Source organism: Ruegeria sp. K5, assembly GCF_056531805.1.
Map to the genome: position 1 here is coordinate 213133 of NZ_JBQFML010000001.1, position 22073 is coordinate 235205.

Here is a 22073-nt window from a genome sequence, read left to right on the forward strand (position 1 = left end):
GCGATGAAATGCAGGATCGACGCAGCGAAATGCTGCGGCGAAGTTCAACAAAGGATATATCTATGAATAAGTTTACGGCGGCGCTGACCGCTGTGCTTTTAGTGTCGAGCACAGCGGCCAAAGCCGAAGATCTTAACTTCCTGCTGGTTAACGAAACCAGCTCGGATCTGGTTGAATTCAACGTTTCAACAAGCTCGTCCGATGAATGGGAAGAAGATCTGTTGGTCGACGGGTATCTGGCATCGGGTTACGAGGTCGAGGTTCTGATCGCCGACGGCCTGAGCACCTGCGTTTATGACATTCGCGGCGTCTTCGATGACGGCGGTACCTACGAAGATTTCGGCCTGGATTTGTGTGATCTGGGTGAATACACGTTCACCGAATAATCGGGACCACGGACCGGACTATTGAAAAGGGCGAACCATTGCGGTTCGCCCTTTTGCTTTATTCTGCGGCTTTCAGCGGTGCGCCGGGCGGGGTGTCGGGGCGATCCTCGGGTTCGACCCGATTGGGCAGAGGCTGATCGTCCCACACAATCTCGGTCGATTGCATGGCGCGCGCGGTCCGGCCAATTGCCATGTCCTGCGCGATCCTGCTGGAACGGCCTGCGGACACCCGTGCCAGAAGCTTGCCCAGCCAAACCGCGTAGGTTGTTACCCAGACGCGTAGCGCCAGGAAGGATGGCGTCACGATCAGGGTCAGCACGGTCGCGATACCCAGACCAAACACCACGGCGGTCGCCAGTTGCTTCCACCACAGCGCGGTGGGGCTGTCGATGGTGTAGCCGCCATTGACGAAATCCAGCGACAGGCCAAACATCATCGGTGTCAGACCGGCCATTGTGGTCAGCGTGGTCAGCAGAACCGGACGGATCCGGGCCTCGGCCGTGCGCACGATGGCATCGATCCGGGGCATATAGCGGCTGTATTCCTGATAGGTGTCGATCAGAACGATGTTGTTGTTCACCACGATGCCTGCCAGCGCAACGATCCCGGTGCCGGTCATGATGATCGAGAAGGGCTGCTCCATCACCAGCATCCCGATCAGGACGCCGGTCGTGGACAACACCACCGCCAACAGCACCAGAACCGAGTTGTAGAAGCTGTTGAACTGCGCCAACAGGATCACGAACATCAGTCCCAAAGCGGCCAGAAACGCGCTGGACAGGAAGGCCTGGCTTTCGGCCTGTTCTTCCTGATCGCCGGTCCATTCCCAGCTGATTGCGGGATCGAACGGGTCGGTTTGCAGCCACTCGGTCAGAACAGCAATACGTTCGTTTGGATTGATCAGGCTGATGCGGGCGTCACCTGCGTCGATCACGCCGCGCAGCTCATCGACGCTGCCTGCACCGGTCAATTGAACAAGGTCGAACTGCTTGCCGTCCGGCGTTGTCAGGGTCGAGGCCGAAGGCGCGGCACCATCCTCAAGCGCGCGCAGAACGGCCAGACGTTTGTCTGTGCCATCGGGGCCATCCGTCACCACCTTGCTCAGACCGGGTTCGACATCGGCCTTGACGTCATAGTAACGCTCCTGATCGATGCGGTTGATCTCGGCCAGCTTCGCCACGGGTTGACGCGACACGAAGTTCGACAGCGGCACCAGCCCGTCAGGCGTGCGGACTTTCAAGGTGTCCAGCGTGGACAAAACGCGGTCTTCCTCGGGCAGGCGGACGCGGATCTCGATCTCTTCATCCGTGGAGTCGGGGCGCATCTCACCCAGCAGGATACCGCGCGTGACCAGTTGCACCATGGCCCCAACAGTTGCCACATCGGCCCCGAACCGACCCGCCTTGGCGACATCCACGTCGATCTGCCAGTCGATGCCGGGCAGGGGCAGAGTGTCTTCGATCTTGATCAGGCCGGGCATGGTATCGAACGCCTCACGCGCGGCCAGAGTGGCGCTTGTCAGACTGTCCCAACCATCACCCTTGATCCGCAGATGCACGGGCTTGGCCGAGGCCGGCCCTTGTTCCAGCGGCAGAATCTCGACCACGAAGCCGGGCAGTTCGGCCAGTTGGGTATTCAGCTCGTCCAGCACATAGTCGCCGTCATATTCAGGGGCGACAAAGTGGCGATCAAACAACCCACCCAGAATGGGTTCCGAGATGTTCGGGCGGTCTTCCCATGGGATGATCTCGAACTGAACGCGCCCGACGGTATCCGCCGGGTCCTGTGCACCGCCGTTGTTCTGGTCCAACCCGCCTTCACCGGCGAAGGAAAAGACGTTGATTACCGCAGGATGGGCCGCGATTACCTGTTCGGCGGCCAGAACCATGGCGTCTTTTTCCGCCAGCGACAGGTTGCCCCGCGCCCTTACGAAGGCGGTGGCCTGCTCGGGCTCGCTTTCGACGAAGAACTCAACGCCGCGGTTGTTTTCGCCAAAGATCGTCATCACGGTCATCACTGCAAACCCGACGGCGGCGATGGACACAATCGGCATGATCGGGTTGCCGACGAGGAACTTGATGAAATAGCCGAATGGCGTGTGCTCTTTCGCGGTATGAATCTTGGTGTCCGGCTTGCGTTCGATCTTGGCCGCACCCAGCGTGACCGATCCGGCGAACGCGCCAAAGATCATCATGACAGCGCCGATGAAGGAACCACCACCCGGCACAAGGTAGTTCGGGTTCAACACCTGCATTGCGCCCAGGAACACAAGGTAGAACGAAGGGGCCACCAACACCGCACGCAGCCACCACGGCGTGCGGGCCCGCAGCCAATTCGAGCAGCGGTCAAAGACACGGCTCAGGCGGCCGGACACGCCGCCCATGACCGGCAGGTAGATCAGCGCAACGATCAGCGAGGCGGACAGAACGAAGATCAGGGTGACGGGCAGCATCCCCATGAACTCACCCGGTACGCCGGGCCAGAACAGCATTGGAAGGAAAGCACACAGCGTTGTCGCAGTGGATGAGACGATGGGCCAGAACATCCGCTGCGCCGCCTCGACATAGGCGTGCATCGGGCCGACGCCTTCCTTGATGCGCTTGTCGGCATATTCGACCACCACAATCGCACCATCCACCAGCATACCAACCGCCAGGATCAGACCGAACATCACAATGTTCGAAATACTGACGCCCATAACCGCCAGGAACGCGAAACACAGAAGGAACGACGTGGGAATGGCGAAACCCACCAGCAACGCGGCGCGTGACCCCAGTGAGGCCAGCACAACGATCATCACCAGCGCAATCGCTGTCAGGACCGAGCCTTCCAACTGGCTGACCATCGATCCCACGATGCGGCTTTGGTCGTTCGACGTGCCGACATCCACGGCGGCTTGCAGTTCTGGCGGCCATTTGCTTTGCGCCTCGGCAACGGTTGCTTTGACCTGTTCGACCGTGTCGATCAGGTTGAACCCTTTCCGCTTGACCACCTGTAACGCGACGGTCGGCACATTATCGAACCGTGCCGTGCCTTCGCGGTCTTCGAAGGTGTAATTGATCTCGGCCAGTTCACCCAGCGTGATCACCCGGTCACCGTTGACCTTGACCGGCAGCCCATAGACATCCTGCGCGGTTTTGAAGGACGAGGGGATCTTGACCGAGAATGTGCCTTGCGCCGTTTCAACTTCACCCGCTGCGATCAGCTGGTTGTTGTTTTGCACGACATTGATCAGTTCGGCTGCTGTGACGTTGTAGGCTTCAAGCCGCAGGGGGTCGATGACGACCTCAAGCAATTCGTCGCGATTGCCCGCAATACCGGCCTCCAGCACCGAATCCAGTGCCTCAAGCTCATCCTGCAAGTCCTTGGCCACGCGGGCCATTGTGCGTTCGGGCACGGCCCCGGTCAGGTTGACGATGACGATGGGGAATTCGGAAAAGTTAATCTCGTGCAGCGAATATTGCTCGGCCCCTTCGGGGAACTCGGCCTGCGCGCTGTTCATGGCATCGCGCACGTCGGCCATGATGGCCGTCTTGTCCCAGCCAAAGTCGAATTCGAGCGCCACACCGGCATAGCTTTCGGCGGCGGTTGCCGTCATCTCTTTCAGACCGTCAAGATCCGCAAGCTCGGTCTCCATCGGTTTGACAAGCAGGTTTTCGGAATCCTCTGCCGAGATGCCCGGAAACTGGACCGACACAAACAACGCCGGGATTTCGATATCCGGCTCGCCTTCTTTTGGCAAGCTGACATAGGCAAACCCGCCGATGACCAGCGAGATGGCGATAAAGGCCAGAACCATTCGGGCCCGATCAGCGGCCCAAGCAACAATACCTGTCATTGTGACGCTTCCTGATAGGTCGGGGCGACGGTGACGCCCCGGGTCACGAATTCTTGTCCGACAACGATTATATCAGTTTTTTCCGGCAATCCGCCAATCCAGACGCCATCGGCGGTATCTCGCAATACGCGGACCGGCATGAAATCGACCACATCGCCCGCGCCAATGGTGCGCACGCCCAACTGGCCTTCATTGTTCAGTGTCAACGCCGATTGCGGCAGCAAATGTGCCTTGGCCCCTTCGGCTGCAATGCGGATCGTTGCGGTCTGGCCGTCGCGGATGGTCAGATCGGGGTTCGGTACGGTGATCTCAACCTCGAAGGTACGGGTGGTTTCATCCGCCGACCGGCTTAGGAATGTCACGCGCCCTTCAACCTGCCGCCCGGTAACCAGTTGCGCCGAGGCTTCGGCACCGACCTGCACGCGGTTGACCTCGGTCTCCGGCACAAAGCCGACCAGCTTGATGGGGTCAAGCTGGATGACCGTGGCGCATAGCGAACCGGGCTGCATCAGGCTGCCAAGCTCTGCCGTGTCGCTTTCCAGCAGGCCCTGAAACGGGGCTTCGATGGTCAAGCGGTTGATCTCACGCCGTGCGGCTTCGACCTCGGCTGTGGCAGCTTCGATCCCGGCGCGGGTGGCTTCCAGCCCGGCTTCGGCGGACTTGATGCCGGCTTCGGCAGTGCTCATCGCGGCTTCGCTGGAAATGCGCCGGGTCTCGGACCCGAACCCGGTTTCTGACAGTTTCTGGGCGGCAGTAAGATTGATCTGCGCCTCGGCTACAAGCGCGTGCGCTTCTTCCAGCCGCGCTTCGGCCTCGGGAATGCGGCTTTCGGCTTCCAGTTTTCCGGCCATGGCTTCCGCCAGGCTGGCAGGGCGCGTGCCCGGATCAAGTTCGCACAGCAGATCGCCGGTCTCTACAAACGTACCCCGGCGTTTGGGTTCCGAGACAACGGTCGAGGTTGTTTCGGCCAGAACCTCAACCTGCCGGTTGGCTTTGGTTTGTCCACGCAGCAGCACGGCGCTGTCGATTTCGCGCGCTTGCGAACGCACCGCGACGACGCGAATAATTGCTTCATCTGCGGCTGCAACCTGGGTTGCTTCGCCCTCGGTTGTGGAAGAGTCCTCGGCGTCACCCCGTCCGGCAAACGCAAACAGCGCGTCACGCTCGAACACAAGAAAATACAGTGCAACAATGACCAAAAGGGCGTTGATGAACGAAATCAACCGCATAAGGTACTTCTCCCAGAATTTCACGTCAGGCGGACCTGACATACATGTCTGAAAATGGGGGCGGACATGTATATTTTCTACGCTAAACTGAATAGTTCGGTTCACTTTTTTGCGCAAGAGCGGACTGCCGCTACGGTATTGTGCACAATCCGGGCCTTGGCTTGGCCGTGGTGCCGGGGTATGACATGGCGCACGAAAGCAGAAGACACAGCCCGGGGGCAGGGATGAGCGACACCGACAGTTTCATTGATGAGGTCACAGAAGAGGTACGCCGTGACCGCATGTATCTGCTGTTGCGCCGATGGGGCTGGGTCGGTGTTGTTGCCGTCATACTGGTCGTCGGCGGGGCCGCTTTCAACGAGGTTCGCAAGTCCCGCGATACGGCTCAGGCGCAAAAGCTGGGCGACGAAATCCTTGCCGCGCTTGAGGAGAACGATTCTGCTGCGCGGGCGACCGAATTGCAGGCGGTTCAGCCACAATCGCCGGGCGGTGATGCTGTTCTGAGCATGCTGTTGTCCGCCGCGCAGGTGGATGCCGGATCCGAACAGGACGCCGTTGCCAGCCTGAACGCAATTGCCGTGCAGGGCGATTTGCCGGAAATTTACCGGGCGATTGCAAGTTTCAAGGCACTGTTGCTGCAAGCGGATACGTTGCCTGCCGCAGATCGCCGCCTGCAGTTCGAGGCTCTGGCCGCGCCGGGCGCACCGCTGCGCCTGCTGGCCGAAGAGCAACTGGCCCTGATCGATATTTCCGAGGGTGAGGTTGACGCGGCGCTGACCCGTTTGCAGGCATTGCGGCAGGATGCCGAGGTGGGCGTAGATTTGCAGCAACGCGCTGCGCAGTTGATTGTCGCCCTGGGGGGCGAGCCGGACCCGTTGGTGGCACAACAGGGCTAAGCTGGCGGTATAATAAAGGACAGGCGAGTTCGGATTGACATGGTAACACGACTATTTTCCCGTATGGGATTGCCGGCTGCGGCAATTGCCCTTACTGCCCTGGCCGCCTGTGAAGAGCCCGAGTCCATTCTGCCCGGCGCTCGCGAAGACATCCGGCCTGCCTCGGACACCGAGGTTGTGGAAACGCGCGGGTCTCAGCCGATCAGCCTGCCAGCGCAAACGGCCAACTCCAGTTGGTCGCAGAGTGCCGGAACCCCGGCTTTCCGCACCACCAACGCGGCCCTGCGTGGTACGCCGCAGCGGATCTGGTCGGCCCCGATCGGCAAGGGCGACTCGCGCAAACAGCGCATCACCGCCGAACCTGTCGTGGCCGGAGGGTTGATTTACACTCTGGACGCGGTCGCGACCGTGACAGCGGTTTCGCCGCAAGGGCAGGTTGTGTGGGAGACCAACCTGATCCCCAGAAATGACGGTGATGTGGACGCGACCGGCGGCGGCATGGCCTATGCCGACGGTGTTCTGTACGTCTCCTCTGGCTTTGGCCGCCTGACCGCGATGGATGCACGAACCGGAGCGATCCGGTGGCAGAAACGCCTGAACGCCACAGGCAGCGGATCGCCCCTGGTTGCGAACGGGCTGCTGTATCTGGTCGCAGGGGACGAAACCGGCTGGACCATCGACACCAAAGACGGCCGGATTGCCTGGCAGATCGAAGGCACGCCGAGCGTCGGCAACGTTCTGGGCGCTCCGGCCCCGGTTCTGGCCTCGGACCTTGCTGTTTTTGCCTTTGGTTCCGGTGATATTGCCGCCACCTTCCGGCGGGGCGGTATCCGCCGCTGGAACGCGTCGGTTGCCGGCGGGCGCCGGGGACGGGCCGCAGCGCAGATCATCGACGTGACCGGTGGGCCGATGGTGGCGGGCGACACGATCTATATCGGCAACCATTCCGGGCGCACCGTCGCATTCGACGCGGGTTCGGGCGAACGTCGCTGGACCGCCGATGAAGGCGCGGTGGATACGGTCTGGCCTGCGGGCAACAGCATCTTCCTGATCAGCGACCGCAGCCAGTTGGTGCGCCTGAACGCTGCTGATGGTTCGATCATCTGGGCACAGGACCTACCGGGTTTTGTCAAAGACCGTCCCGGACGGCGCGGACCGATTGTGGCCCACTACGGCCCGATTCTGGCGGGTGGACGTCTTGTCGTGTCCTCAAACGATGGCTATGTGCGCTTCTTCAATCCGGTCGACGGATCGCAGATTTACCAGGTCGAGGTTCCGGGCGGGGCCACCACCTCACCAGTTGTGGCGGGGCAGACGCTGTATGTCGTTTCGACCAAGGGCGATCTACACGCTTTCCGTTGACGTTCAGATGCGCTAAAGGGCGCTTCTTGAGTCTTGAAAGTTGAGAACATGTCGCTGACCCTCGCCATCGTGGGGCGCCCGAATGTGGGCAAATCCACCCTGTTCAACCGCCTTGTGGGCAAACGTCTGGCCTTGGTCGACGACCAGCCCGGCGTGACGCGTGACCTGCGCGAGGGCGAAGGGCGTCTGGGCGATTTGCGTTTTACCGTGATCGACACGGCTGGGCTTGAGGATGCAACCGATGACAGCCTGCAGGGCCGGATGCGCCGTCTGACCGAGCGTGCGGTGGACATGGCCGATGTCTGTCTTTTCATGATCGACGCGCGGACCGGTCTGACCCCAACGGATGAGATGTTTGCCGAGATTCTGCGCAAACGCTCGAAACACGTGATTCTGGCAGCCAACAAGGCCGAAGGGTCCGCAGCGGATGCCGGTGTTTTGGAGGCCTATAACCTGGGCCTCGGCGAACCCGTACGCCTGTCGGGTGAGCATGGCGAAGGGATGACGGACCTTTATGCCCAACTTATGCCGCTGGCGGATGAGGCTGAGGACAAGGCCGAGGACGATACCCCCGAAACCGATATCGAGCTGGATGAGGATGGCGAAGGTGAAACGCCTCTGATCACCGCCGCCAAGCCGCTGCAGGTTGCGGTGGTTGGGCGTCCGAATGCCGGTAAATCCACGCTGATCAACAAGATCATCGGCGAAGACCGCCTGCTGACCGGCCCCGAGGCCGGGATTACCCGCGATGCCATCAGCCTGCGCATCGACTGGGCCGACCCTGATGGGGACAGCACCCCGATGCGGATCTTCGACACCGCGGGCATGCGCAAAAAGGCCAAGGTGCAAGAGAAGCTGGAAAAGCTCTCGGTCTCTGACGGGCTGCGCGCCGTGAAATTTGCCGAGGTTGTCGTGGTTCTATTGGATGCTGCGATTCCGTTCGAACAACAGGACCTGCGCATTGCCGATCTGGCCGAACGCGAAGGCCGTGCCGTGGTTGTCGCTGTCAACAAATGGGACATCGAAGACGACAAGCAGGAAAAACTGCGCGAGCTGAAAGAGTCCTTCGAACGCCTGCTGCCACAACTGCGCGGCGCGCCTTTGATCACCGTCTCTGCTAAAACGGGCCGGGGGCTCGAGCGTCTGCGCGCCGCAATCCTGCGCGCCCACGACATCTGGAACCGGCGCGTGCCGACCGCTGCGCTGAACCGCTGGCTGACCGCAATGCTGGAACAGCACCCACCGCCAGCCCCGCAGGGCCGCCGGATCAAGCTGCGCTACATGACTCAGGCCAAGACCCGCCCGCCGGGTTTCGTGGTCATGTGCTCGCATCCCGACAAGATGCCCGCCAGCTACACCCGCTATCTGGTCAATGGTCTGCGCGAAGATTTTGACATGCCCGGCACACCGATCCGCCTGACCCTGAGGGGGCAGGGCGACAAGAACCCCTACAAGGGGCGACGCAAGAAAAATGCGGGTGCTTTGGCCAAACATCTCAAGGGTAAGGCGTAACTGCGCCAATTTTCAGCGTTTTTAGCCTCGGGGCGTGACAGCGCCTTTTCCCCGCGCTAGCATTCAGTTGCGTGCATTTGTTTCGTGTGCGCTGCTTGTACGCGGACACTCCGCGCATATTTTTGGGTTAATTTTTGTCGGGCCATCGTGGGGAGCGGGCTGGATGGATCTTAGGGAATACACAAGACAATACGCGGTTCAGGACAACAAACTGGCAGCGTTGAGCTATTTTGGGACCTTCGCGGTGTATTTCGCATCGCTGGCGCTGGCGATCACATACGTGGATCGCTGGTACATCATGGTTCCGGCGGGGATTGTTTTTGCCTTTTCGGCAGTGCGTCTTTACGTGCTGCAACATGATTGCGGGCATCATTCGCTGTTTGAGACACGGCAACAGAACGAATGGGCCGGGCACGGCCTGTCGCCTTTCACCTTCGCTCCGTTCGAGGTGATGAAGCAGAACCACAACCTGCACCACGCCGGAATTGGCAATCTGGAGCACCGCGAAACCGGCGAGATCCATACGATGACCTTGCGGGAATGGAATGAGGCGGATTGGAAAAAGCGCCTGTTCTACAGACTTTATCGCAACCCGTTCATCCTCGTGCCGGTTGGGGCGTTGTTTACCTATTTCATCCGCTATCGCTGGCCCAAGAACACCGTTCGGTTCGGAGTGAAGGGGGTTGTGCTGCACAACCTTTCCATCGTCGTATTCCTGGGGCTTCTGTGGTTGATTGCGGGCACGACGGGCATTCTGGTCTGGCTGGTATTCTCTCTGCTCGGGGGGATGCTGGGCGTATTTCTTGTCTACCTGCAGCATAATTTCGAGGACACATACTGGGATCGTCGGCCTGATCTGGACCCTCAGCTGGCGGCCTTGCAAGGATCGTCTGCTCTGGATTTCGGGTGGTGGTTCGACAATGCGGTTGCCTGCATCACTTTGCACGACATCCACCATTTCAACGCGCGCATCCCGTCCTACCGGCTGCGGGCGTGTCACTATAACCTGCCGCCAGAATTCACCCCGCGTCGGATCAAATTCCCCGAAGCTGTGGCCGCGCTGACCCTTAAGCTATGGGACGAAGACGCCAAACGTTTGGTGCCGTTTCCTAAGCAGCGGCAGGGCGCCAAGCTGGCTCACGGCAGGTGAGATCGCAACGGGACAGCATCACGACTTGAAGGATTGTATATCCTGTGTATATACGGATGTGCAGGGAGACAGAGAAAGGACCCATAATGACCGCATTGGCCGATGTTAAGGGCGTGGGAGAAGCGCTTGCCACAGCCTTGTCCGCGAACGGTTTCAAGACAGCCGAGGCCGTGGCGAAAGCCAAGCCCGAAGATCTGGTCAAGGTCCCCAGAATAGGTTTGGCACGGGCCGCTGTGCTGATTGCTGCTGCGAAAGAGGCCGTCGCTGCGAAACCCGCCGCCGCCAAGCCTGCCGCCAAGCGCGCGCCAGCGGCACGTCGGGCGACGCCGCGCAAAGCTGCGGCGCGACGCCCCGCGGCCCGCAAGACAGTCGCCGCAGCAGCCGCCGAAAAACGCGCGGAAGAGGCCGCGAAGAAAGCTGCGGCTGAAAAGGCTGCGGCCGAAGCCGCCGAGGCGAAGGCCAAGAAGAAGGCCAAGGCAAAAGCAAAGGCTGAAAAGGCCGCCAAGAAACGTGCCGAGATGGAGGCCGCGTTCTCGAAAGCCAAGGACAAGGTGAAGGCCAAGTCGAAGAAGGACAAGAAGTCCAAGAAGGACGACAAGAAAAAAGACGCTGGCAAGAAGGACAGCAAAAAGAAAGATAAGAAGAAGGATAAGAAAAAGGCGAAGAAGTAAGCCTTCCTCGCCCTTTTGGAAAGACCGGCGCTTGTCGAAGCACCGGTTTTCTTATCCCAGCGTACCGTCTGTTTGCAGGGTCCGCTTGCCGCCCAGATAGGGGGCCAGAACCTCGGGCAGGGTCACAGTGCCATCTGCGTTCTGCCCGTTCTCCAGCACGGCGATCAGGCAGCGCCCCACGGCCAGCCCCGAGCCGTTCAGGCTGTGGACATATTCCGGTTTGCCACCCGCTTCGGGGCGGAAACGGGCATTCATGCGACGCGCCTGAAAATCGCCGGTGGTCGAGACCGAGCTGATCTCGCGATAGGTATCCTGACCGGGCAGCCATGCCTCGATGTCAAAGGTGCGGCGCGCGCCAAATCCCATATCACCGGTGCACAGGACAACGGTGCGGTAGGGGATGCCCAACTGTTCCAACAGGTCCTCGGCGCAGCGCAGCATCCGTTTTTGTTCCTCGTCCGATTTATCCGGATGAGTGATCGAGACCATCTCGACCTTTTCAAACTGGTGCTGCCGCAGCATACCGGCAGTGTCCTTACCGGCGCTGCCAGCCTCGGACCGGAAGCAGACGGTGTGGGCGGTCATGCGGATGGGCAGGGCGGCCTCGTCCAGAATATCCCCGGATACCGAATAGGTCAGTGTGACCTCAGAGGTCGGAATCAGCCACCAGCCATTGGTGGTCTGATAGCTGTCATCGCCGAATTTCGGCAGTTTGTCGGTGCCATACATCGCCTCGTCCCGGACTAGAACGGGGGTCTGCATCTCGGTCAGGCCGTTCTTGTCGATATGGGTGTCCAGCATGAACTGGGCCAAGGCGCGGTGGATACGCGCAACACCTTTTGACAGGTTCACAAACCGGCTGCCGCTGGTCTTGGCGGCGGTCTCGAAATCCATTGCGGCGGCGACTGCGGGAATATCGAAATGTTCTTTCGGAGCGAAATCGAACGCACGCGGCGTGCCCCAGCGGTTCACCTCGACATTATCATTTTCGTCCGCGCCTTGGGGTACATCCTCGGCAGGCAGGTTGGCGATGCGGGCCAGTTGATCGGTCAGCAGCGCGTCCAGATCCTTGGCTTCGGTCTGCATCCGCGCAATCTCGGCCTTTTTTTCGGCGACCAGAGTGCGCAGGCGTTCGAATTCCGCCTCATCTCCGCGCCCCTTGGCGGCACCGACCTCTTTGCTGGCTTTGTTCTGTTCGGCCTGCGCCGTCTCAGCCGCCAGAATCTTGGCGCGGCGGCTTTCGTCCAGGCGCAGCAGGTCTGACGACACCGGCGCGTCCCCACGGCGCGCAAGAGCGGCGTCGAAGGCGGCAGGGTTTTCGCGAATGGCGCGGATGTCGTGCATGTCTCAGATCCTTAATGCGTGAATCACTAAAGCTGCTTATGCACCATATGGCTGGAAGGGTGTAGCGCTGGTTAACCAAATTGCGCTTAACTGTCTGGCGTCTCTTCGTGATGCGCCAGATGACCATCCCAATCCCCGGCTGGGATCTTCGGCTCGGGCGGGTCGGCCATGTAGGACGGGGTCATGATCTGCACATTGTTCTCGTTAAACACAGCCACGATGTTGCGGTGCAGGTCTGACCGGATTTTGGGGATAATACTGCCGCGTGTGGTGTACCCATTGATCTGATAATTGATCGCGTAATCGGCCAGCGCGGTCCACAATACAAAGGGTTCAGGCTTGGCCTTGATCCCCTTGGTGCGATGGGCGGCTTCGATCAGCATCGCCTCGACCTTTTCGGGCGGTTCCTCGTACCCGATGCCGACAGTGGTGTGCAGCAACAGACCGCTGCCGTCGGTTTTCTTCGAGAAATTCACCACATCCGAATTCATCAGCTGCGCGTTGGGGATCGAGATCAGCTCATTCTTGATGGATTTCAGATGTGTCTCCATCAGCTTGATCTGCACCACGTCACCAATGTGATCCCCGATCTGAATTCGATCCCCGATCGAGGTCGAGCGGCGATAGATCACAAACAGCCCCGCCAGCATATTCGACACGACCGAGTTTGCGCCAAGCGACAGCATCGCACCCACCAGAATGGTCAGCCCCTGAAACGCCGCGGAATCCGAGCCCGGGATATAGGGCACAGCAAAGACCAGCGCGATCAGGATCACAACCACCCGAGCGATGTTGAAGGTTGGGTTGATCCAGTGCTTTTCGAAATCCCCCAACTCGAACGAGCCCGCTTCGACCGCGTCAAAGAACACCCGCATGCCCTTGATAATATACATCGTTACCCAGGTGATCAGGCCAAGCATGATCATATTCGGGATATAGCTGAGGATGCCCTTGAAGATCAGAAGGACGGGTTCCGTCAGGTAGGTCAGAAGCAACTGCGCGAAATAGCGGGTTTCGGCAAAGGCAAGCAGGACGAAGGACAGATAGTAGTAAAAGCCCAGAAAGAAGATCACCAGCAGGACAAAATTCAGCCCATAGCGTACCAGGGCAGCAATTGCCTCGGCCTGAACGCTTTTGGCGGTGGCGGTTTCAACGTCCTTCAGGTGGCGTTTGACGAATTTCAGGGTGCGCCGTCGGATCCTGCGATGCAGCCACAGGATGGCGACGACAAAGACAATAAAGCCCAAGGTCCAGGCCGCAGCTTCGATCGCGCCCGACACGCGCGCCTGATCCGTTCTGTTCGAGCGGTAGGCTTCGATGGATTGCTTGATCGCATTGCCGTGCAGAACGCTGACAACGCTCAGCTCCATCTGATCCAATTCGGCATCGGCTTCGGTGACGATTGAGACCCTTTCACCATCTGCCAGAATCCAGGTGCCAAAGTCGGTTTCTTCAAAGCTGATTGCGACCTCGGTCGCGTCCGAGGCTTCGGCGATTTCGATGATCTTGTTCTGAACACCCTCGGCCCGTTCGGGCGCGGGCAGGGCGCTTGAGCCGCGGACCTGAAACAGGATGTCCCCGTCCACAATGACCGGGGCCATAAAGGCCTCTGATTCAGCCGTTTCAGGCGCGGTCGCTTCCGCAGGTGCGTCCTGTGCCCGGACAGGACCGTCAAACCACAGGATCACCGCCAAAGCGGCCAGGAAATAACGTAACAAAAGGAAGGGCTTGAATTGCCGTGCCATATGTCCCCCTTACCCCGGACTATACCCGGTTTGGGCCATGTTCCTAGGACATATCTGCAACGCTTTGACTGTTCTTGCGGTGACAGGGTCGCGTTCAGGTGGGTCACACCGCCGCCTTTGCTTGCAAACAGACATATCAGCGCATAGGTTCCCGCCAAATTTGCGGAACGGTGCCGCAACACAAAGCAAAAGGAATATCCCATGGAAGGTGGCGCAATCGCCCAGTTTCTCCCGCTGATCCTGATCTTCGCGATCATGTATTTCCTGCTGATCCGTCCGCAGCAAAAGAAGATGAAGGAACATCAGGCCATGGTCGAGGCCGTGCGCCGGGGCGATCAGGTCGTCACACAGGGTGGTCTGATTGGCAAAGTGTCCAAGGTCAAGGAAGGCGAGAACGAGATCGAGGTCGAGATCGCCGAAGGTGTGAAGGTGCGCGTGATCAAATCGACCATCGCCCAGGTTCTGAACAAGACCGAACCTGCGAAGTAACTTCGCCTGACAATTCCTTGAAAAGGCAGGGTAATGCTGCAAATTGATACCTGGAAGCGGGTTCTGATCTGGCTGGTCTGCGTGACCGGCCTGATCCTTGCCCTGCCAAATGCGTTTTACACGCGGGTCGAACAATCCAACGACGCCAAAGCCGCGATTGAGCTGGGCGCAAACACCCCCGAAAATCAGGCGCAAGCCGAACAATGGCCCAACTGGCTGCCTTCGTCTCTGGTCAATCTGGGCCTTGATCTGCGCGGCGGTGCCCATCTGCTGGCCGAGGTTAAGGTCGAGGATGTCTACGAATCCCGGATGGAGGGCATGTGGCCGGAAATCCGCGACGCCCTGCGGGACGAGCGGGCGACAGTTGGAACCATCCGCCGTCAGGACTCGGCCCCCGATCAGATTCGCGTCCGCATCAGCCAGCCCGAGGGGATGCCCCGCGCGCTAGAGGTTGTGCGCGGTCTTGCCCGTCAGGTGCAAACCCTGACCGGGGTCGGCGCGACCGACATCGAAGCCTTCGCCGACGGGGATACGATTGTCGTGCAACTGTCCGAGGCTGAAAAACTGGCCTCAGACGACCGCACCGTGCGCCAATCGCTTGAGATTGTCCGCCGCCGGATTGACGAGGTCGGAACCCGCGAACCCACCATTCAGCGCCAGGGCGCGGACCGTATCCTGATCCAGGTGCCGGGGATCGGCAGCGCCGGAGAGTTGAAAGACATCATCGGAACGACGGCGCAGCTGACCTTCAACCCTGTGGTCAATCGCGGCACCGACCCGGATGCGGTTGCTGGTATTGGTCAGGAAGTCGTGCCCTCAATCGACGAAAGCGGTGTTTACTACATCATCGAATCCGCCCCGGTCGTGACGGGTGAGGAACTGGTGGACGCGCAGCCATCCTTCGATCAGAATGGTCGTCCGGCGGTCAGCTTCCGTTTCAACACATCAGGTGCGCGCAAATTTGGTGACTACACGCGCGACAATATCGGCGCGCCCTTTGCCATCGTGTTGGATGACGAGGTGATCTCGGCCCCGGTCATCCAAAGCCACATTCCGGGCGGGTCGGGGATCATCACCGGCAACTTCTCGGTCGAGGAAAGCACCAATCTGGCCATCCTGCTGCGGGCAGGGGCCTTGCCCGCCGAGCTGATCTTTCTGGAAGAACGCACCATCGGCCCTGAACTGGGCCAAGACAGCATCGACGCCGGTAAAGTCGCCACAATCGTGGCCTTCGCCGCGGTGCTGGTCTTCATGGCGCTCAGCTACGGGCTGTTCGGTATCTTTGCCAACATCGCTCTGATCATCAACGTTGGTCTGCTGTTCGGCTTGCTGTCCTTGATCGGGGCCACTCTGACGCTGCCGGGCATCGCCGGGATCGTGTTGACCGTGGGTATGGCGGTGGATGCCAACGTTCTGATCTTTGAACGCATCCGCGAGGAACTGAAATCCGCCAAAGGCCCGGCCCGCGCCATCGAGCTTGGCTATGAAAAGGCGCTGTCGGCCATTCTGGACGCCAACGTCACCACATTCATCACTGCGACCATCCTGTTTGCCATGGGCAGCGGTCCGGTGCGGGGCTTCGCTATTACGCTTGGGCTGGGTATCATCACCTCGGTCTTCACTGCGATCTTCGTGACGCGCCTGATGGTGGTCATGTGGTTCGAACGCCGCCGTCCGAAAATGATCGAGGTTTGACATGAGACTGAAACTCGTACCCCAGGAAACCTCGTTCGATTTCTTCAGCCGGTGGAAAGTCTGGCTGGGCATCTCGGGCTTGATGATGGTGATCGCCTTTGTTTCATTCCTGTTGCAAGGTCTGAATTTCGGCATCGATTTCCGGGGCGGCACCACGATCCGCACCGAAAGCGCTCAGCCGATTGACGTGGGCACCTACCGCGACGCCATCGCGCCGCTGGAATTGGGCGATGTCACGATCACCGAGATTTTTGACCCGACATTCGGGCCGGACGAAAACGTCGCCATGATCCGCATTCAGGCGCAGGCCGATGCCGAAGCGGTTGAAGCTTCGACAATCACAGCGGTTGAAAGCGCGTTGCAAACTGTGATCCCCGACATCCAATTTGTCTCGGTTGAATCGGTCGGCCCGAAAGTGTCCGGCGAACTGATCCAGACGGCGGTCATCGCCGTGGCTTTGGCCATCGGTGCCGTGCTTGTCTATATCTGGTTGCGGTTCGAATGGCAGTTTGCGTTGGGGGCGGTGGCCGCACTTGTGCATGACGTGATCCTGACCATCGGCATCTTCTCGGAACTGCAAATCCGCTTCGACCTGGCCATTATAGCAGCCCTGTTGACCATCGTTGGCTACTCTCTGAACGACACCGTGGTTGTGTTCGACCGGGTGAGGGAGAACCTGCGGAAGTACAAGAAGAAAGACCTCAAGGAAGTTCTGAACATCTCGATCAACGAAACGCTCAGTCGGACAGTGATGACCTCGGTCACAACCTTGCTGGCGCTGATCTCGCTTTATGTTTTGGGCGGCGACGTGATCCGGGGGTTTGTGTTTGCGATGATCTGGGGCGTGATCGTGGGGACCTATTCGTCGGTCTTTGTGGCCTCGACCATCCTGCTGTGGCTGGGGGTCAAGCGTGACTGGTCCAAGCCATCCAACACCGCCGGCAACCAGTTTGCCAACATAGATGCCTGAGGTTTTCGGCCAGTCCCCGCAGGGTCTGGGCGTTATCTTTTTTGCAGCGTTTCTGGGCGGGGTCGTGCGCGGCTTTTCGGGATTCGGAACCGCTTTGGTCTTCCTGCCCATCGCCACGCCTTATCTGGGCCCCTTCGGGGCTCTGATCGGTCTGACCATCATGGATATCTTCGGCCCCTTGCCGAACCTGCGCCGGGCTTGGGGCGCGGTGAACAAGGGCGATCTGGCACGTTTGGTGATCGGTTGCGCCGCGATTCTGCCGGTCGGCCTGTGGGTACTAACGCAAGTCGACCCCGAAGTGTTTCGCTACGCGGTCAGCGGCCTTGCCCTGATCATGCTCGCCATTCTGATCCTGGGCCTGCGCTATCACGGCCGTGTCGGCCGCGCGATGGTCACAGGTATCGGCGGTGCCGCTGGATTTCTGGGCGGCGTTGCGGGGTTGCCCGGACCAGCCGTTATCCTGTTCTACATGTCGCGCCCGCTGCCTGTGGAAGTAATCCGGGCAACCATCCTGCTTTTCCTGTTTGCCTTTGACTTCCTGCTGTTGGGCTATCTCACCGGCATGGGGCAGGTAACGCTGGCCGCCGCGGGGCTGGGGTTTGCGCTGGCCGTGCCAAACCTGTTGGGCAACTGGCTGGGGGGCTGGCTGTTCCGACCCGACCGCGAGCACCTCTACCGTGCCGCCGCCTATCTGGCGATTGCGCTGGCGGCCTTGTCCGGCCTGCCACTTTGGGGATAGATACCACCCATGCGATTGAATGAGATCACCTATTCCAACGCCCAACCCATCGACGGCTACGGACCGGGCTTTTTTCGTATCGGAGGGCAGGTCCATAACGGAGGCGTCTTGACTGGCGCAACTGGAACCCAATCGTGGGAGGGGTACGCCGACTCCGAACCCCTGCTTAACCTTTCGGACGCCGTAGATGTACTGTTGATCGGCACCGGAGCCGAACTGACCCACATCCCCACAGACCTGCGCCACGCATTGGAAAATGCGGGTATCGGGATCGAGATCATGAACTCCCCAGCTGCTTGCCGCACCTATAACGTCCTGCTGTCAGAAGGTCGCCGCATCGCGCTGGCCCTGATCCCCGTGTAACCGGATCCCCCTTCATCTGGCCAAAAATATCCCGGAGAGCCGCCATTAGTGCGCCATTGGTTCGAGCGCCAATGGCGGCGAGGCTGGCCTCTCGCTCCCGCAATCACCAATATGCGCCGACATCGCCACCCTGCGGCAAATCCCGCCTTTTGCCTGCGTCCCCAATCGGATAAGCGGGTCACATGACGTTAACCGTAACCGATCTGACCATCACCCGAGGCGGCATTCCAGTACTGGAGGGGCTGAGCTTCACGCTCCATCCCGGTCAGGCCCTGATCCTGCGCGGGCCGAACGGGATCGGCAAGACAACCCTGTTGCGCACGCTGGCCGGGTTGCAGCCCCCGTTGACCGGTCAGATAGACGGTGCCGAAGATCAGATCGCGTACGCCTCGCATTCCGACGGGTTGAAACCAACGTTGACAGTGACTGAAAACCTCAGCTTCTGGGCCTCGGTTTTTGGGACGCAGCAGATCCAGCCCGCCCTGGACGCCTTTGCGCTGAATGAGCTTTCGGACCGTCACGCTGGCAACCTGTCCGCCGGACAAAAGCGGCGATTGGGGCTGGCGCGGATGCTGGTCACGGGGCGACCGATCTGGATGCTGGACGAACCAACCGTTTCGCTGGACAAAAACGCCGTGCAGATGTTCGCAGATGCTGTGCGCGCGCATCTGGGGCAGGGTGGCTCGGCCCTGATCGCCACCCATATCGATCTGGGCCTTGATGGCGAGGTCCTGGACGTAGGCCCCAACAAAGCCAAACCCGCCCCCATCGACGACTTTGACGGAGGTTTCCTGTGATCGCCCTGTTGCTGCGTGATCTGAAACTGGCCTTCCGGGCGGGCGGCGGCTTCGGTCTGGGGCTGGCCTTCTTCCTGATTGTGACGGTTCTGGTGCCCTTTGCGGTCGGCCCGCAATCGTCGCTGCTGTCCACGATCGCGCCGGGTGTCCTGTGGCTCGGTGCGCTTCTGGCCTGCCTGCTGTCGCTCGACCGCCTGTTGGCGCTGGATTGGGAGGACGGCTCGCTGGACTTGCTGGCGACCGCACCGCTACCGCTTGAAGCGGTTGTCTCGATCAAGGCGCTGGCCCATTGGATCACCACCGGCCTGCCGCTGGTCCTTGCTGCACCCTTCCTGGGTGTACTGTTGAACCTGCCGGTTCCGGGCTTTTTCTGGCTGGTGATCTCGCTGTTGCTGGGCACCCCGGCCATGAGCGTCATTGGCACCTTCGGCGCAGCGCTAACCGTCGGCCTGAAACGGGGCGGGTTGCTGTTGTCCCTTCTGGTCCTGCCGCTTTACGTCCCAACCCTGATTTTCGGCGCTGAGGTCGCCCGCCGTGGTGCCATCGGGATGGAAACACAGACACCGCTTCTGATGCTTGCCGGGATCACCGCAGCAACCATCGCCCTGCTGCCCTTTGCCAGCGCAGCGGTGCTGCGGATCAATCTGCGGTGAAGCGCCACATCTTTGACCGAGGTCAATTGAGAAAACCTCCGATTCAGACTAAATAACGGCCATGACAATCGCAGCCAAAGCCAACGCCCTCTGGGAATATGCCAACCCGCGCAAGTTCCTTGCCACCAGTGAACGTGTCCTGCCGTTTTTCTGGATCACATCGGCAGTTTTTATCGTGGTCGGGCTGGTCTGGGGCTTTTTCTTCACGCCGGACGATTACAAGCAGGGATCGACCGTCAAGATCATCTACCTGCACGTCCCGTCGGCGCTGATGGCGATCAATTGCTGGTTGATGATGCTGGTGACCTCGCTGGTCTGGCTGGTGCGCCGCCACCATGTCAGTGCTCTGGCCGCGCGGGCCGCCGCCCCGATCGGCATCGTCATGACACTGATCGCGCTGGCAACCGGGGCGATCTGGGGCCAGCCGATGTGGGGGACATGGTGGGCCTGGGATCCGCGCCTGACATCGTTCCTGATCCTGTTCCTGTTCTACCTTGGATATGTGGCGTTATGGGAGGCGATCGAGGACCCCGATACCGCTGCCGACCTGACCTCGGTCCTGTGTCTGGTGGGGTCGGTCTTTGCGATCCTCAGCCGCTATGCGGTGAACTTCTGGAATCAGGGCCTGCATCAGGGCGCGTCCGTCATGCGGGCGGGTGCTGTCACCGGCACCGATACCGAAGAGAAGGTCAGCAATATCTTCTTCTATCCGCTGCTGGCGTGCATCATCGGCTTTGTGTTGCTGTTCATCGCGCTGGTGCTGTATCGCACCGGCACGGAAATCCGGGCACGGCGGATCAAGGCATTGCTTGCACGGGAAAGGGTGGGCGGATGATCCCTGATCTTGGAAAATACGCGGACGCGGTCCTGTCGTCTTACGCAGCCTCGATTGCACTGCTGGTCGCACTGGTTGTCTTCAGCATTCTGCGCGGACGCAAGGTGCGGGCCGAGATGGAAAAGATCGAACAAAGGGTAACTCGGAATGGCTAAAATCTCGCCCCTGATGCTCGCGCCGCCCCTGATTTTCGGGGCTTTCGCGGTTCTGGCCGGGATCGGCATGTTCCGCGAGGATCCAAACGCGCTGCCCTCTGCGCGCGAGGGGCAGCCTGCGCCCCCGGTCGTGCTGACCGAGTTTCCCGGCAAGGCCCTGTTCGACGACACGACCCTAAGGGATGGTGAGGTCAAGCTGGTCAACTATTGGGCCAGCTGGTGCGCCCCATGCCGGGCCGAGCACCCGAACCTTGAGGCGCTGTCGGACGAAGGCATCCCGGTCTATGGCATCAACTACAAGGACAAGTTGGACAATGCTGAGGGTTTCCTGACCGAGTTGGGTGATCCATACGAAGCCATCGGCCGCGACGAGCAGGGACGCATGGCGCTGGATTGGGGCCTATACGGCGTGCCGGAAACCTATGTGATTGACGGTGAGGGTATGGTCATTCTGCGCTTTGCCGGGCCGATCACTCAGCGCGTGATCGAAAGCACAATCCGCCCTGCTTTGGAAAAGGCGGCGGGCGGATAACCCCTTTGCCTAAAGCCTGTAGCCCCCGGTAACCGCCAAGGTCTCACCGGTGATGAATGCAGCGTCATCCGATGCGAGGAACCGAACGGCCTTTGCAATGTCTTCCGGTCCTCCCACGCGCCCAATGGCTGTGTCTTTCACAAACAGGGCTGTCAGATCATCGGGCCGCGGGGCCTCGGGGATGTTGATGGCCCCCGGTGCGACTGCGTTCACCCGGATACCTTCGGGCCCAAGCTCTTTCGCCATGCCGCGGGTCCACAGGTTCAGCGCAGCCTTGCTTGCCCCATAGGTTACCGCGTCTTTCGGCGGCAAAACGGCGTTCATCGAAGATATGCTGACAATCGCCGCACCCGGTTTCAGATGCGGCAACGCGGCCGTCAACAAGGCTGCGGGCACAAGCAGGTTCAAATCCTGAATGGCGCGGTGGTCGTCGCGATTGAACACCTCTTTTGGGGTCGATTTCACCGCCCCCGCGTTGTTTACGATCACATCCAGGCGGCCAAACCTGTCGATGACCTGCTGGATTACCGCCTCGGGCTGCCCGTCCTGCGTCAGATCGGATTGAATGGACAGAGTCCCGTCACTCAAATGCGTATGCGTCGGATCGGTCGAAAACCACGTGAATGCGATGTGATTGTCGCGGCTCAACTCCTCGACAATCGCGCGCCCAATGCCGCGCGCGCCTCCGGTTATCAATGCCACCCTGTTCATC

Annotated in this window: 21 protein-coding genes; 16 read left to right on the forward strand and 5 right to left on the reverse strand. The window is 60.2% G+C overall.

Annotated features, from left to right (window positions below):
• Positions 1–62: 62 nt before the first annotated feature.
• On the forward strand, positions 63–386 hold the full coding sequence (locus tag ACR0MO_RS01115) for a hypothetical protein (RefSeq protein WP_480781083.1): 324 nt from the start codon (positions 63–65) through the stop codon (positions 384–386).
• A gap of 58 nt (positions 387–444) precedes the next feature.
• Here ACR0MO_RS01115 and ACR0MO_RS01120 read toward each other — a convergent pair whose 3' ends face one another.
• The gene (locus tag ACR0MO_RS01120; protein WP_170449775.1) at positions 445–4224 is read right to left on the reverse strand and encodes an efflux RND transporter permease subunit; all 3780 of its coding nucleotides are present in this window, start codon (positions 4222–4224) and stop codon (positions 445–447) included.
• Positions 4221–5453, reverse strand: coding sequence for an efflux RND transporter periplasmic adaptor subunit (locus tag ACR0MO_RS01125; protein ID WP_170449777.1), 1233 nt, complete (start codon positions 5451–5453; stop codon positions 4221–4223). Before ACR0MO_RS01125 ends, ACR0MO_RS01120 begins: the two co-directional genes overlap by 4 nt.
• A 224-nt stretch (positions 5454–5677) precedes the next feature.
• Between ACR0MO_RS01125 and ACR0MO_RS01130 the strand changes: the two genes are divergently transcribed.
• The 5 genes from ACR0MO_RS01130 (at position 5678) to ACR0MO_RS01150 (ending at position 11044) form a co-directional block, all read left to right on the forward strand.
• On the forward strand, positions 5678–6349 hold the full coding sequence (locus tag ACR0MO_RS01130; protein ID WP_170449779.1) for a hypothetical protein: 672 nt from the start codon (positions 5678–5680) through the stop codon (positions 6347–6349).
• 39 nt (positions 6350–6388) lie between these two features.
• Positions 6389–7711, forward strand: a complete 1323-nt coding sequence (locus ACR0MO_RS01135) for a PQQ-binding-like beta-propeller repeat protein (RefSeq protein WP_170449781.1) — start codon at positions 6389–6391, stop codon at positions 7709–7711.
• Positions 7712–7759: 48 nt separating this feature from the next.
• Complete coding sequence (gene der / locus ACR0MO_RS01140) at positions 7760–9223, forward strand: ribosome biogenesis GTPase Der (RefSeq protein WP_170628547.1); 1464 nt, start codon at positions 7760–7762, stop codon at positions 9221–9223.
• A 163-nt stretch (positions 9224–9386) separates the two neighbouring features.
• Positions 9387–10373 (forward strand): fatty acid desaturase, encoded by a 987-nt coding sequence (locus tag ACR0MO_RS01145; RefSeq protein ID WP_480889346.1) that lies wholly within the window; start codon positions 9387–9389, stop codon positions 10371–10373.
• A gap of 86 nt (positions 10374–10459) precedes the next feature.
• A complete protein-coding gene (locus ACR0MO_RS01150; protein ID WP_480872348.1) occupies positions 10460–11044 on the forward strand; it encodes a helix-hairpin-helix domain-containing protein in 585 nt (194 codons plus the stop codon).
• 51 nt (positions 11045–11095) lie between these two features.
• On the opposite strand, the gene serS is transcribed toward ACR0MO_RS01150, so the two are convergent.
• Together serS and ACR0MO_RS01160 are read right to left on the reverse strand one after the other, a co-directional pair.
• Entirely contained in the window at positions 11096–12388 is a 1293-nt protein-coding gene (serS, locus tag ACR0MO_RS01155; RefSeq protein ID WP_480708366.1) for a serine--tRNA ligase, read from the reverse strand.
• An 86-nt stretch (positions 12389–12474) separates the two neighbouring features.
• On the reverse strand, positions 12475–14133 hold the full coding sequence (locus tag ACR0MO_RS01160; protein ID WP_480626175.1) for a mechanosensitive ion channel family protein: 1659 nt from the start codon (positions 14131–14133) through the stop codon (positions 12475–12477).
• Positions 14134–14334: 201 nt separating this feature from the next.
• Between ACR0MO_RS01160 and yajC the strand changes: the two genes are divergently transcribed.
• The 10 genes from yajC to ACR0MO_RS01210 all read left to right on the forward strand — a co-directional run bounded on the left by yajC (position 14335) and on the right by ACR0MO_RS01210 (position 21361).
• Positions 14335–14622, forward strand: a complete 288-nt coding sequence (gene yajC / locus ACR0MO_RS01165) for a preprotein translocase subunit YajC (RefSeq protein ID WP_480626174.1) — start codon at positions 14335–14337, stop codon at positions 14620–14622.
• 33 nt (positions 14623–14655) lie between these two features.
• On the forward strand, positions 14656–16317 hold the full coding sequence (secD, locus tag ACR0MO_RS01170) for a protein translocase subunit SecD (protein WP_170519499.1): 1662 nt from the start codon (positions 14656–14658) through the stop codon (positions 16315–16317).
• A 1-nt stretch (position 16318) separates the two neighbouring features.
• Positions 16319–17287: a protein translocase subunit SecF gene (gene secF / locus ACR0MO_RS01175; RefSeq protein ID WP_170449797.1), complete on the forward strand. Its 969-nt coding sequence runs from the start codon at positions 16319–16321 to the stop codon at positions 17285–17287.
• Complete coding sequence (locus ACR0MO_RS01180; RefSeq protein WP_480626173.1) at positions 17280–18026, forward strand: TSUP family transporter; 747 nt, start codon at positions 17280–17282, stop codon at positions 18024–18026. Before secF ends, ACR0MO_RS01180 begins: the two co-directional genes overlap by 8 nt.
• Before the next feature lie 9 nt (positions 18027–18035).
• The gene (locus tag ACR0MO_RS01185) at positions 18036–18389 is read left to right on the forward strand and encodes an Mth938-like domain-containing protein (protein ID WP_480626172.1); all 354 of its coding nucleotides are present in this window, start codon (positions 18036–18038) and stop codon (positions 18387–18389) included.
• Positions 18390–18571: 182 nt separating this feature from the next.
• Entirely contained in the window at positions 18572–19186 is a 615-nt protein-coding gene (ccmA, locus tag ACR0MO_RS01190) for a heme ABC exporter ATP-binding protein CcmA (RefSeq protein WP_480889351.1), read from the forward strand.
• Complete coding sequence (gene ccmB, locus ACR0MO_RS01195; protein ID WP_170449804.1) at positions 19183–19839, forward strand: heme exporter protein CcmB; 657 nt, start codon at positions 19183–19185, stop codon at positions 19837–19839. Before ccmA ends, ccmB begins: the two co-directional genes overlap by 4 nt.
• 61 nt (positions 19840–19900) lie before the next feature.
• Complete coding sequence (locus tag ACR0MO_RS01200; protein ID WP_170449806.1) at positions 19901–20674, forward strand: heme ABC transporter permease; 774 nt, start codon at positions 19901–19903, stop codon at positions 20672–20674.
• Entirely contained in the window at positions 20671–20829 is a 159-nt protein-coding gene (ccmD, locus tag ACR0MO_RS01205; protein WP_170449808.1) for a heme exporter protein CcmD, read from the forward strand. Before ACR0MO_RS01200 ends, ccmD begins: the two co-directional genes overlap by 4 nt.
• Positions 20822–21361: a DsbE family thiol:disulfide interchange protein gene (locus tag ACR0MO_RS01210; protein ID WP_170622006.1), complete on the forward strand. Its 540-nt coding sequence runs from the start codon at positions 20822–20824 to the stop codon at positions 21359–21361. Before ccmD ends, ACR0MO_RS01210 begins: the two co-directional genes overlap by 8 nt.
• A gap of 9 nt (positions 21362–21370) precedes the next feature.
• On the opposite strand, the gene ACR0MO_RS01215 is transcribed toward ACR0MO_RS01210, so the two are convergent.
• Positions 21371–22072, reverse strand: coding sequence for an SDR family NAD(P)-dependent oxidoreductase (locus tag ACR0MO_RS01215; protein WP_480872361.1), 702 nt, complete (start codon positions 22070–22072; stop codon positions 21371–21373).
• Between the last annotated feature and the right edge of the window lies 1 nt (position 22073).